Below are 13,017 nucleotides of genomic sequence, written 5' to 3'. Positions count from 1 at the left end.
ACGCGGCAGGCGGGACAGAGGGGACATTGAATGAGTGCTTTGACTGACTGGCAGACCGCGCCTGCCCTTCTCGCGCTTTCAGCGCTGATCGGCTATCTGTTGGGCTCCATTCCCTTCGGCCTCCTCCTGACCCGCATGGCCGGGCTGGGCGACGTGCGCAAGATCGGTTCCGGCAATATCGGCGCGACCAACGTGCTGCGCACCGGCAACAAGAAGCTCGCCGCCGCAACCCTGTTGCTGGACGCACTCAAGGGCACGGCGGCAGTTCTGGTCGCCAATGCGCTCTGGGGTTATGAGGCCTCCCTCGTAGCCGGTTTCTTCGCCTTTCTCGGCCATCTCTTTCCAGTCTGGCTGGGCTTCAAGGGCGGCAAGGGCGTGGCGACTTATATCGGGGTGCTGCTGGGCGCCGCTCCGCTGATGATGCTGGCCTTCGCGCTGATCTGGCTCGCGACCGCCTTCATCACCCGCTATTCGTCGCTCTCTGCGCTCGTGGCAATGCTGGTCATCCCCGTTGCCCTCTGGGTCCTCGGACCAGAAAAAACAGCGCTGCTCGTGACGCTGCTCAGCGTGATTTCCTGGTGGAAACATCGCGAGAACATTGCCCGGCTGCTGGCGGGCACCGAAAGCAGGATCGGTCAAAAGGGCTGAGGCCGCCCCGGGGGATATGCCATGCCGCATGAGGAAACGACACGGCAGGGCATAGAGCTTTCCGCGCGGCAGCGGGTGGCGTGGCTACGGTTGATCCGCAGCGATAATATCGGTCCCGTCACCTTCCGCGAACTTATCAATCATTTCGGGAGCGCTGAAAAAGCGCTGGATGCCCTGCCCGAACTGTCGCGCCGTGGCGGTTCGTCGCGCAGTCCGCGCATCGCCACCCAGGCAGAGGCGGAACAGGAGCTTGAGGCGGCCGAGAATTTCGGCGCGCGTTTCGTCGGCATCGGCGAACCGGATTATCCGCCGGCTCTGCGGCATGTGGACGGCGCGCCGCCGCTGGTCGCCATGAAAGGATCGGCGGATACGGCGACGAGAGCCTGCGTCGGCATCGTCGGTTCGCGCAACGCTTCGATCAACGGCGCAAAATTCGCCGCCATGCTTGCGCGCGACTGTGGTCGGGCCGGTTATACGATCGCCTCGGGGCTGGCGCGCGGCATCGATGCGGCGGCCCACAGGGCGAGCCTTTCAACGGGCACCGTGGCAATGCTGGCAGGCGGTCTCGACCGGCCCTACCCGCAGGAAAATTTCGGACTTTTGCAGGAGATATACGATCAGGGCGGCGCGACGATCAGCGAAATGCCTTTCGGCTGGGAGCCGCGCGCCCGGGATTTCCCGCGGCGCAACCGGTTGATCGCGGGCGTGTCACTCGGCGTCGTCATCGTCGAGGCGGCGGAGCGTTCGGGCTCGCTGATCACGGCGCGGCTTGCCGGTGAAGCGGGACGACTGGTGTTCGCCGTGCCCGGCTCGCCGCTCGACTTGCGCTGCGAAGGCACGAACCGGCTGATCAAGGAAGGTGCCATGCTGACCACGGGAGCGGCCGATATTCTTGATGCACTGCGACCATTGATGGAGCCGCAATTGCCCAATGACCGGAAGATCGAGGAACCGCAGCAGGACGCTGAAATGTCACCACCGGGAGACGACGAGCGCAGCATCATCGCCGCTGCTCTCGGTCCCTCGCCTGTGGAGATCGACGACATCATCAGACACACGGGTTTCTCCGCCGCCACCGTTCATCTGGTGCTGCTGGAGCTCGATATTGCCGGGCGTCTAAACCGGCATGCCGGGGGGCGCGTGTCGCTCTTCATCGCGGATTGAGAGTTTGCGCCTTCCGCTCTGGATATCACCGACTTCGACATAGGCCATCTCGATGAGATAGCACAGCATATCGGCACCTTCCCGGTGGGCCACCTGCCGCAGTTCCGCCAGCATCTGGCGGATGTATGCCAAGCTCTCTCTGGTCCCTTCATTATCGGCATTATTGTTTGTTGCGTTCGGGACCATATATTTATCCTGAAAATTCACCCTGAAACGGGAAGCATTAAGTCTGTTCAAATGATGTTGCCCATCATAACCAATTTACCAAAGATTGCAATACAACGACAGATTATCCATAGGTTGTATTCACCTGGAAGCGAGAAAATCGGGCTTGCCTCTTGACCAGCGGGCATTACCTGTCCATGTCGAATTATAAAGAAGGCCAATTGCGGCAATAGGCTGCAACCGGGGTCACGTTAACGGACCAGTTCCAGAGAAGAACAATATGAATGTCGTCGTCGTAGAATCTCCTGCCAAAGCCAAGACGATCAATAAGTATCTTGGCTCGGGCTATAAGGTTCTTGCATCCTTTGGCCACGTCAGAGACCTTCCTGCCAAGGACGGATCGGTGCTGCCCGACCAGGATTTCGAAATGTCCTGGGAGGTCGATAGCGCGTCCGCCAAGCGCATGAAGGATATTGCCGATGCGGTAAAATCCTCCGACGGCCTCTTTCTGGCAACCGACCCGGATCGCGAAGGGGAAGCCATTTCCTGGCATGTTCTCGATCTTTTGAAGAAGAAGCGGGTTCTCGGCGACAAGCCGGTGAAGCGCGTCGTCTTCAACGCCATCACCAAGAAAGCGGTGCTGGACGCGATGGCGAACCCGCGCGACATCGATGTGCCGCTGGTGGACGCCTATCTCGCCCGCCGAGCGCTCGACTATCTCGTCGGCTTCAACCTCTCTCCGGTTCTGTGGCGCAAGCTGCCGGGTGCACGTTCGGCCGGCCGGGTGCAGTCCGTGGCGCTGCGTCTCGTCTGCGATCGCGAATCCGAAATCGAGCGTTTCGTTTCCGAAGAATACTGGAACATCAGCGCACTTTTGAAGACACCGCGCGGTGACGAGTTCGAGGCCAGGCTGGTTTCGGCCGATGGCAAGCGATTGCAGAACCGCGCCATCAAGACCGGCGATGATGCGAACCGGCTGAAAGCGCTGCTCGAAGGCGCGACCTATGTGGTGGATAGCGTTGAGGCGAAACCCGTCAAACGCAATCCCAGCCCTCCCTTTACGACCTCGACGCTGCAGCAGGCGGCCTCTTCGCGGATGGGCTTCGGCGCCTCGCGGACCATGCAGGTGGCGCAGAAGCTTTATGAAGGCATCGATATCGGCGGCGAGACCGTCGGTCTGATCACCTATATGCGTACCGACGGCGTGCAGATGGCCCCTGAAGCCATAGATGCCGCCCGCAAGGCCATTGGCGAGCAGTTCGGTGACCGTTACGTGCCGGAAAAAGCGCGTTTCTACTCTACCAAGGCCAAAAATGCGCAGGAAGCGCACGAGGCGATCCGGCCGACCGATTTCAACCGCACACCGGATCAGGTGAAGCGTTACCTCGATGCCGACCAGCTGCGCCTTTACGAGCTGATCTGGAAACGCGGTATTGCGAGCCAGATGGCGTCAGCCGAAATCGAGCGCACGACGGTTGAAATTCTCGCCAGCAACGGCGGCGAGAAGGCTGGCCTGCGCGCCGTTGGCTCCGTCATCCGCTTCGACGGCTTTATCGCCGCTTATACCGACCAGAAGGAAGATGGCGAGCAGAGCGACGATGGTGACGACGAAGGCCGTCTGCCGCCGATCAATGAGCGCGACAACCTCGCCAAGCAGAAGATCAATGCCAGCCAGCACTTCACCGAGCCGCCGCCGCGTTACTCGGAAGCGTCTCTGATCAAGAAGATGGAAGAACTCGGCATCGGCCGTCCTTCCACCTATGCGGCAACGCTGAAGACGCTGAGCGACCGCGAATATATCGTCATCGACAAGCGCAAGCTGGTACCGCATTCGCGTGGCCGGCTGGTGACGGCTTTCCTCGAAAGCTTCTTCACCAAATACGTCGAGTATGATTTCACCGCCGCCCTTGAAGAAAAGCTCGACCGCATTTCCGCCGGCGAACTGGACTGGAAGCAGGTTCTTCGCGATTTCTGGAAGGATTTCTTTGCGCAGATCGAAGATACCAAGGAACTGCGCGTCACCAACGTGCTGGATGCGCTGAACGAGGTTCTGGCGCCGCTGGTGTTCCCGAAGCGCGAGGATGGTTCCGATCCGCGCATCTGTCAGGTTTGCGGCACCGGCAATCTGTCGCTGAAGCTCGGCAAATACGGTGCCTTTGTGGGTTGCTCGAACTATCCTGAGTGCAGCTATACCCGCCAGCTGACCTCCGATGGCGCGGAAGCTGAAGCCGCTGCTCTCAACGAGCCGAAGGCGCTGGGCGCTGATCCCATGACCGGCGAGGAGCTGACGCTTCGCTCCGGCCGTTTCGGGCCCTATATCCAGCGCGGTGACGGCAAGGAAGCCAAGCGCTCCTCGCTGCCGAAGGGCTGGAAGCCTGAGGATATCGATCACGAAAAGGCGTTGGCGCTCATCAACCTGCCGCGCGATATAGGCAAGCACCCGGAAACCGGCAAGATGATCTCGGCTGGTCTCGGCCGTTACGGACCTTTCCTGCTGCATGATGGTTCCTATGCGAACCTGGAGAGTATTGAGGACGTGTTCTCGATCGGCCTCAACCGCGCCGTGACCGTGATTGCTGAAAAGCAGAGCAAGGGTCCGGGACGCGGCCGTAGCGGCACGCCCGCTGCTCTCAAGGAGTTGGGCGACCACCCTGATGGCGGCCCGATCACCGTTCGTGACGGGCGCTACGGCGCCTATGTAAACTGGGGCAAGGTCAACGCCACCATTCCCAAGGGGCAGGATCCGGCATCCGTGACGCTGGACGAGGCGCTCGTGTTGATCGCCGAGCGCATTGCCAAGACCGGCACCGGCGGCAAGCCCGCCAAGGCCAAGAAAACAACCGCCAAGAAGGCCGATGGTGACGCCGCTGCAAAGCCGAAGGCGACCAAGGCCAAGGCGGCGACAAAGAGCAAGACGGCCGCCAAGCCGAAGGCAGCGGCCAAACCCAAGAAGGCAGCAGAGTGAGCAAAGCGCCGCGTCAGAGACAGGGTTCCGCCAGCGACGGTTTCGGACGCACCGGGCGCGGCAAGCGGGTGAGCGAAGGTGAAGGCATCATCCACGGCGAGGTGCCTTCGCGTGAAGTGCTGCTGAAATTCATCGCAGATCATCCGCAACAGGCCTCCAAACGCGAAATTGCCAAGGCTTTCGGGCTGAAGGGTGAAAACCGCGTTGTCCTCAAGGCGCTGCTGAAGGAACTTGAAGTCGACGGCATGGTGCACAAGAGCCGCAAGTCGCTGACGCGACCGGGCGGCCTGCCGCCTGTGACGGTTCTCGACATCACGACCCGCGACAAGGACGGCGAGCTGATCGGCCGCCCGGCGGAATGGCCTGAGGATTTGGGCGCAGCGCCGGCCGTGCTGATCCGCCAGTCCTCGCAGGACCGTGGCAAGAAGGCCCCGGCCGCCGGTCTCGGCGACCGTATTCTCGCGAAAATCTTCCCCTCGAAGGAAAGCACCGGTCCCGCCTACACCGCCCGCGTCGTCAAGCTGATCGACCGCCGCCAGAATGCACTGCTCGGCGTGTTCAAGGAGACGCCTGGCGGCGGCGGACGGCTGATGCCAATCGATCGCCGCGGCGAGGAAATGGTCATCGATCCTGATGGCGTCGGCGATGCCAAGGATGGCGATCTGATCGAGGTCGAAACCTCGCGCAACAGCGGTCGTTACGGCCTGACGCGTGCCAAGGTTCTCTCGGTCATCGGCTCCGTGGCCTCGGAAAAGGCGATCTCCATGATCGCAATCCACGCCCACGGCATCCCGCATATATTCCCGCAGAATGTTCTTGCCGAAGCGGATGCGGCCAAGGCAGCGACGATGTCCCACCGCGAGGACTGGCGCGACCTGCCGCTCATCACGATCGATCCGGCCGATGCCAAGGATCATGACGATGCGGTCTATGCCGAACCGGACACATCGCCCGACAATCCCGATGGTGTCATCGTCACCGTCGCCATTGCCGATGTCTCCTGGTATGTTCGGTCGGGTTCGCCACTGGACCGCGAGGCGCTGAAACGCGGCAACTCCGTTTATTTCCCGGATCGCGTCGTACCGATGCTGCCGGAGCGTATTTCCAACGATCTCTGCTCGCTGAAGGCAGGGGTCGACCGCCCTGCCCTTGCGGTGCGGATGACCTTCTCGAAGGAAGGCCGCAAGGCTGGCCACACCTTCCATCGGATCATGATGAAGAGCGCCGCCAAGCTCTCCTACCAGCAGGCACAGGCGGCGATCGACGGCAAGCCCGACGACAAGACCGGACCGCTGCTGGAGCCGATCCTCAAGCCCCTCTGGCACGCCTATGAGGTTATGAAGCGAGGCCGTGACCGGCGCCAGCCGCTGGAACTCGACATGCCCGAGCGGAAGATCAAGCTTCGCCCTGACGGCACCGTCGACTCCGTGGTCATTCCCGAACGTCTAGATGCGCACAAGCTGATCGAAGAAATGATGATCCAGGCAAATGTCGCCGCCGCCGAGACGCTGGAAAAAAAGAAACAGCCGCTGGTTTACCGTGTCCACGATGCGCCCACGCTTTCCAAGCAGGAGGTGCTGCGCGAATTTCTCGGCACCATCGGCATCTCCATGGCCAAGGGTGCGGCCATGCGCGCCAATTCCTTCAACGGCATTCTGGCACGCGCCCTCGACACGCCGCACCAGATCATGGTCAACGAGATGGTGCTGCGCAGCCAGAGCCAGGCTATTTACAGCCCCGAAAATATCGGCCATTTCGGCCTGAACCTCATGAAATATGCCCATTTCACCTCGCCGATCCGCCGGTATGCCGACCTCATCGTGCATCGCGCGCTGGTGGGCTCTCTGGGGCTCGGTGAAGGCGGTATCACGCCACAGGAAGAAGCGACACTCGACGATATCGCCGCTGAAATCTCGACCTTCGAGCGCCGCGCTATGGCGGCCGAGCGCGACACCGTCAACCGCCTGATCGCCCATCATCTTTCCGAGCGGGTCGGCGAGGAATTCGAGGGCCGGGTCGGCGGTGTCACCAAGGCGGGACTATTTGTCGCGCTTCCGCAGTTTGGCGCTGATGGTTTCGTTCCTATATCTACACTCGGAACGGATTATTTCCTGTATGACGAAGCCCATCAGACTCTCACGGGGGAAAAGACCGGTCTTGGTTATCAGCTTGGCGACACGGTGCAGGTAAGGCTCGCGGAAGCGGTGCCGCTGGCGGGTGCGCTCAGATTCGATATGCTGAGTCCCGGGCGGAAGATGCCGGTGGGCGTGCGCTCGTTCCACAAGGCCGGACGGCGGACAGCACGGGCTGCCGCCAAGCCCGGAACACGGCCGCCGAGAAGGCGACGATAACAAAGCCGCCTCAGCGGTTGAACGGACGGGAAGGACTTAAGGATGAGTGCACATCAGGGCTCGGAGACAGTTACCTTCGGAGACGACAGCGCCGAGCGGCCGCTTGGCCGGTCCATCATGCGCGGCATGGCCAATCGCTGCCCGGCCTGTGGCAGCGGCCGCCTCTTCCGCGCGTGGCTGAAGCCGGTGGACGCCTGCGCGGCCTGCGGCGAGGAAATGCACCATCATCGGTCGGACGACCTGCCACCCTATATCTCCATCGTCATCATCGGCCACATCGCGGTCGGCGGCTTCATGATGACGGACATGGTTCTAAACATTCCCATGTGGGCTCATTTCGCCATCTGGGTGCCGATCACAATTCTGGCAGCGCTTCTGACGCTGCAGCCCATCAAGGGCGGCGTCATCGGTCTGCAATGGGCGCTGCGCATGCATGGCTTCGACGGGAAAAAACCGCAGATACAGATAGACGGCTCCTCGCACTGACGCGCGCGGGTCTTGTACATGCCCCGGCATTCCACCAAGGTGGAAGCGGCAAGCGCCCCATTGCGGCCGCGCGATGCCGCCTCCCTCATTCTGTTCGACCGATCCGGCCCGACGACACGGGTGCTGATGGGCCAGCGCAGCAGCGCCCACGTCTTCATGCCCGGCACTTATGTCTTTCCAGGCGGCAAACGCGATCCGCGCGACCATGCGCTGCCCTTTTCCGGCGATCTGCATCCCGCTGTCCTTGACAGCCTGACGGCGTCGGCTTCGCGGCGCCTGAGCGTCGCCGGGGCAAGGGCGCTGGCGCTTGCCGCCGCGCGCGAACTTGTGGAGGAAACCGGGGTCGAGCTTGGGCCGGCCACTGAAGGTCCGGACCTCTCCTGTTTCCGCTATGTGGCGCGCGCCATCACACCGCCCGGCAATGTCAGGCGTTACGACACGCGATTCTTTTGCTGTTACGCCGACGAATTGCGGCTGGATATCCGGCTAACCCGGGATTCCGAAGAGCTTCACAACGTGCAATGGCTTGACATGACAGACCTTTCCGGTCTGAACATGCCGAAAATCACGCGTACGGTTCTCGAAGATGTCACAAATTTCATGATAGGTGATCCCTCACTGCCCTATGAAAGCCCCGCGCGGCTTTATGTCACGCGCCACGGCCAGTTCATTCGAGACTTTGTATAAAGGCCGTCATGTCACAAATGAAATGCGAAGAAGCGGATGCCATTCACTGGCCCTCACTGATCGCCGCCATTTCCGCCATCAGTGCGGTCGGCGTCGCCATCGGCCTTGGCCTACCGCTCCTGTCGATCATCCTTGAGAAACGCGGCATCTCCTCCACCATGATCGGGGTGAACTCGGCCATGGCCGGCGTCGCGGCCATGATGGCGGCCCCGGTGACCACCAAGATCGCCCATGATTTTGGCGTGGCCCGCACCATGTTGTTTGCGGTTTTCATCTCCGCGCTGAGCGCGCTCGGCTTTTATTTCGCCGATGCTTTCTGGATGTGGTTTCCGCTGCGAATCGTCTTCCATGGCGCAACCACCACGCTCTTCATCCTCTCCGAATACTGGATCAACATGACGGCGCCGCCGAAGAAGCGCGGTATGGTTCTCGGCATCTACGCCACCGGCCTTGCGGTCGGTTTTGCCGTTGGTCCGCTTCTGTTTTCGGCGGTTGGCAGCGAAGGCATCCTGCCTTTCCTCGTCGGGGCGGCAATCATATTGCTTGCGGCAATTCCCATCTTCATGGCGCGTGGTGAGAGCCCGGAACTGGACGAGCGGCCCAACCACCATTTCGTCCGTTATGTCTGGCTGGTGCCGATGGCATCAGCCGCCGCTTTCGTCTTCGGCTCGGTACAGGCAGGCGGCCTTTCGCTGTTTCCGATCTATGCCACCAGGGAAGGCTTCAACGAATCGCAGGCGGCTCTTCTCCTTACCGTGATGGGCATTGGCAACATGGTCTTCCAGATACCGATCGGCCTGCTTTCTGACAGGATGAAAGACCGGCGGACGATGCTGGGCCTGATGGCCCTTGCCGGCGTCTGCGGCACGCTGGCCCTGCCGTTCCTGGTGGAAAGCTGGATACTGGTGGCGGCACTGCTGCTGTTCTGGGGCGGCCTCGTTTCCGGCATGTATACGGTCGGCCTCACCCATCTCGGGTCGCGTCTGAAGGGTGCCGACCTGGTGGCCGCAAATGCCGCCTTCATCTTCTGTTACGCCATTGGTACGATCGCGGGGCCGCAGGCCGTGGGCATTTCCATGGACGTCGCCGGAACCGACGGCTTCGCCTGGTCGCTGGCGGTATTTTTCGGGCTCTACGTGGTCCTTTATGCCGTCCGTTTTGTTTTCCGGGCAAAACAGGCTTGACTTTTCAGGCGCGATACGTAGTTTCGCGCCAGATTTAGCCGAGGTGAGAAGCGCCTGCGGCTTCTCTTTTGTTTAAAGGCAGGACGACCATGGCGAAAGCTACAACAATCAAGATCAAGCTGCTGTCGACAGCCGACACCGGTACCTTCTACGTCACCACCAAGAACAGCCGTACGTTCACGGACAAGATGACGAAGACGAAGTACGACCCGGTTGTACGCAAGCACGTCGAATTCAAGGAAACCAAGATCAAGTAATTTCTTGATCGGTGTTCCGGCAAAAGCGCGCCCCCACGGGCGCGTTTTTTGTTTATGCGGATACAGGCCATTCGCTCAGCAGAACGCCCTGTCGACACGGCTTCACGCCTGGCCGGCTGCCCCACCTGATTTTCTCCGCCGCGCCGGCGACAACATATGTTGCAGGTTTGATACCACTGCCCCCCGTCAGCGGCCACAGGCCGTCCGATTGCCCGGCGGGGCAACGGAAAACGCCGACGGCTACCCCTACGATGCGGAACGTGATTGTAAGAGAAAGCGACGGCGTGTCGACTTCACGGCGTTGGGAATGCCGCCGATCTTTTCAAAGCGAGCGATGCTCCAACGCATCAAGCAGGGAATAAGGCGGCCGGCCAACGATGCGTTACGGCACGAGGAACCGAATCGAACATCGTCAGCCGACCGACCCCACGATTCAGGAGATGCGGCGGACCTGAGCATCATGGGGCATTCAAACTACGCAATACCAGCCCCTGACAAGCGAAACCGCAGCGGCACACGCCGCTCTCATTCCATCATCAAAAGACGGAAGAACCGCCGGAAGAACTGTTACTCTCAACAAGGAGTGTGCGCAGAAGTAAAATAAAAATCAACAAATTCTTAAGCCAGCGACAAGTCACCTGAAAAACATGGTTAAATATACAACGCTGGCACACTATAGTTTTTCACGAGATTGAATTCAATATATTTTTCAACTTGAAATCTAGTTGCCTCGCGCGATTTCGCCTTTTCATTGCATGAAGTTAAAATACAGGCGAAGTCAGGGACTTGGCTCCTAAAGGCCGGGCTTTCCTTTACCGTTTTCTTGAGACGTCCGAAATTATTTTGGACGGCGGTGCAATTCTCCCGCACCGCTACTTCGCAAAGCCGTTCAGGCGGCCGCCGATACGACGCGGTTTCGGCCGGCGTGTTTAGCCTCGTAAAGCGCCCTGTCAGCCTGCCTCAGCAGTTCGTCCGGCGTTCCAAAGGCGCCGCTGCCGGATGCTATGCCGAGCGATGCCGTGATGCTCAGTTCACGATCGATGGAACGGACGTAGAAAGGCTTGTCTTCCACGATCGTCCGCAGGCGTTCGGCAACGCTCGCAGCAAGCTCTATCGGCGTGTCCGGCATGACGACGACAAATTCCTCGCCGCCGTAGCGGCAGGCGAGATCGGCGCCGCGGACCGTGCTGCGGATGCGTGCCGCAAATTCCCGCAGGACTTCGTCACCCACATCATGACCATAGGTATCATTGACCAGCTTGAAGCGATCTACATCGGTCATGCAGATGGAGATCGGGCGGCCGCGGACAGCGGCGCGGTCGAAGAGTATCTTGAGATGATTGTCGAGATAACGACGATTGTTGAGGCCGGTCAGGCCGTCAACGATGGCGAGCTCCATGGTGTGCTGGAGATTGAGCCGCAGATGTTCATTGTAGCGTTTGCGCCTGATCTGCGTCAGCGATCGGGCAACGAGTTCGTTGGGATCGATCGGACGAAGGATGTAATCGTTGACGCCGAGATCCAGCGCGCGCGCCACCATGTCGTCGGCCCCCTGCTCCGCCACGAGGAGCAACGGAAGGAAACGGGTCCGCTCCAGCGAGCGAAGCTGCGAGCACAGTCTCAGCGGATCGTAATCTTCGAAATTCGAATTGACGATGACAAGCTCGAAGGGATTGCCTGTTGCCTTGAGCAGGGCCGCCTGCGGCTCCGTGACGGCATCCACCTCTGCCACCGGCTTCAGCGCCCGAACGATGCGCTCCTGCGAGCTGGCGCGGCCATCCGCAACCAGAATCCGGCCCGGCGTCTGCATCAGCCCATCGCTGCGCAGCATCTCTTCGATGCCAATCTGACGGGCCGCTTCAGCGCGCACGCGCAATTCGTCGCTAACGGCCTTCAGGCGCACCAGGCTTTTGACGCGGGCGATCAACTGCAGGTCATTGACCGGCTTGGTCAGGAAATCATCGGCTCCAGCCTTCAGACCCCGCACGCGGTCCGAGGGCTGATCCAGCGCCGTGACCATCACAACGGGGATATGCGCCGTATCCGGATTGGCCTTCAGCCTTTCGCAGACTTCGAAACCATCCATGCCCGGCATCATGATATCGAGGAGGATGATATCGACCTGCTCTTTATCGCAGATGGCAAGCGCCTTGAAGCCATCCTCGGCGGTAACGACATCGAAATACTCCGCCACCAGCCGGGCTTCGAGAAGCTTCACATTGGCCGGAATATCGTCAACAACCAGAACTCTCGCCGTCATAACCGTTCCCCAGTCGCCTCACGCATCGCCCAGATAAGTCTTGATGACTTCAATGAACTTCGGGACGGAAATCGGCTTCGACACATAGGCCTCGCATCCGCCCTGGCGAATGCGCTCCTCGTCTCCCTTCATGGCGAAAGCGGTGACCGCGATGACCGGAATGACATGCAACTCGTCATCTTCCTTCAGCCACTTCGTCACCTCCAGCCCCGAAACCTCCGGCAGCTGGATATCCATGAGGATCAGATCCGGCCGGTGCTTGCGGGCGAGATCGAGCGCTTCCATGCCGTTGCGTGTCTGGATCGTCGTATAACCAGACGCCTCGATCAGGTCGCGAAAGAGCTTCATGTTCAGCTCGTTGTCTTCGACTATCATGACCTGCTTGGGCATGGTGAGCAGTCCCCGTTTCGCTTTGAAACCTTCACCCAGACATATAAGTTGGCTGAGAACCGATTCCATCGTCCATTTGTTGCGCAAGGCTAGAGGGATTTGGTTTCAAAATAGGTAACTTCAGGTGAGAAATGCTGCGCGATACAAAAAACAAAGGCAATGCCAGCCAGGATCCGCAAGAAACGGCGGCCGCCATACTTGGCTGGCTGGCAAACGAGCCGGAAATGCTGGGACGCTTTCTGGCGTTGAGCGGATTACAGGCCAATATGCTGCGCCAGGCCGTCAGCGATCCAGGTTTTCTGGCGGGACTCACCGATTTCCTGATGAGCCACGAACCCGATCTCATGGCGTTCTGCGCCGCAACTGACACGTCGCCCGAAACGGTGGCTGCGGCCTGGCACCACTTTTCCGGACCCGGGCTGGATTCGGGTGTGTATTAAGGGAAGAGCCCTTGAGCCGT

Annotated in this window: 12 protein-coding genes; 9 read left to right on the top strand and 3 right to left on the bottom strand. The window is 60.3% G+C overall.

The features are described 5' to 3' along the window. Positions 1-30: 30 nt before the first annotated feature. Together plsY and dprA are read left to right on the top strand one after the other, a co-directional pair. Complete coding sequence (gene plsY / locus EGT36_RS13190) at positions 31-648, top strand: glycerol-3-phosphate 1-O-acyltransferase PlsY (protein ID WP_004441376.1); 618 nt, start codon at positions 31-33, stop codon at positions 646-648. 21 nt (positions 649-669) lie between these two features. After that, positions 670-1,812, top strand: coding sequence for a DNA-processing protein DprA (gene dprA / locus EGT36_RS13185; protein WP_125270455.1), 1,143 nt, complete (start codon positions 670-672; stop codon positions 1,810-1,812). Here the strand turns inward: dprA and EGT36_RS13180 are convergent. Next, positions 1,765-1,998: a hypothetical protein gene (locus tag EGT36_RS13180; protein WP_037089089.1), complete on the bottom strand. Its 234-nt coding sequence runs from the start codon at positions 1,996-1,998 to the stop codon at positions 1,765-1,767. The two genes, dprA and EGT36_RS13180, sit on opposite strands and share 48 nt — an antisense overlap. A gap of 259 nt (positions 1,999-2,257) precedes the next feature. Here EGT36_RS13180 and topA point away from each other — a divergent pair, with 259 nt between their 5' ends. The 6 genes from topA to rpmG all read left to right on the top strand — a co-directional run bounded on the left by topA (position 2,258) and on the right by rpmG (position 9,907). After that, complete coding sequence (gene topA, locus EGT36_RS13175) at positions 2,258-4,942, top strand: type I DNA topoisomerase (RefSeq protein WP_037089087.1); 2,685 nt, start codon at positions 2,258-2,260, stop codon at positions 4,940-4,942. Continuing rightward, positions 4,939-7,293, top strand: coding sequence for a ribonuclease R (gene rnr, locus EGT36_RS13170; RefSeq protein WP_125270454.1), 2,355 nt, complete (start codon positions 4,939-4,941; stop codon positions 7,291-7,293). The genes topA and rnr overlap by 4 nt, the downstream gene beginning before the upstream one ends. Before the next feature lie 42 nt (positions 7,294-7,335). Continuing rightward, on the top strand, positions 7,336-7,779 hold the full coding sequence (locus EGT36_RS13165) for a DUF983 domain-containing protein (protein WP_004441365.1): 444 nt from the start codon (positions 7,336-7,338) through the stop codon (positions 7,777-7,779). Between the two features lie 18 nt (positions 7,780-7,797). Continuing rightward, complete coding sequence (locus tag EGT36_RS13160) at positions 7,798-8,466, top strand: NUDIX hydrolase (RefSeq protein WP_037089084.1); 669 nt, start codon at positions 7,798-7,800, stop codon at positions 8,464-8,466. 17 nt (positions 8,467-8,483) lie between these two features. Beyond that, positions 8,484-9,650: an MFS transporter gene (locus EGT36_RS13155; protein ID WP_006698003.1), complete on the top strand. Its 1,167-nt coding sequence runs from the start codon at positions 8,484-8,486 to the stop codon at positions 9,648-9,650. Between the two features lie 89 nt (positions 9,651-9,739). Continuing rightward, on the top strand, positions 9,740-9,907 hold the full coding sequence (gene rpmG, locus EGT36_RS13150; protein WP_003496403.1) for a 50S ribosomal protein L33: 168 nt from the start codon (positions 9,740-9,742) through the stop codon (positions 9,905-9,907). Between the two features lie 889 nt (positions 9,908-10,796). Here the strand turns inward: rpmG and EGT36_RS13145 are convergent. Next, a complete protein-coding gene (locus EGT36_RS13145) occupies positions 10,797-12,167 on the bottom strand; it encodes a PleD family two-component system response regulator (protein ID WP_125270453.1) in 1,371 nt (456 codons plus the stop codon). An 18-nt stretch (positions 12,168-12,185) separates the two neighbouring features. Beyond that, positions 12,186-12,557, bottom strand: coding sequence for a response regulator (locus EGT36_RS13140; protein ID WP_003521498.1), 372 nt, complete (start codon positions 12,555-12,557; stop codon positions 12,186-12,188). 131 nt (positions 12,558-12,688) lie between these two features. Between EGT36_RS13140 and EGT36_RS13135 the strand changes: the two genes are divergently transcribed. Continuing rightward, on the top strand, positions 12,689-12,997 hold the full coding sequence (locus EGT36_RS13135; RefSeq protein WP_004441355.1) for a DUF3572 domain-containing protein: 309 nt from the start codon (positions 12,689-12,691) through the stop codon (positions 12,995-12,997). Positions 12,998-13,017: the final 20 nt, after the last annotated feature.

Origin of the sequence: Agrobacterium sp. FDAARGOS_525, from assembly GCF_003938925.1 — a bacterium.
GTDB classification, from domain to species: Bacteria; Pseudomonadota; Alphaproteobacteria; order Rhizobiales; family Rhizobiaceae; genus Agrobacterium; species Agrobacterium pusense.
The sequence above is the reverse complement of the archived record's forward strand: the minus strand, read 5'-3'. Positions and strand labels throughout refer to the sequence as shown.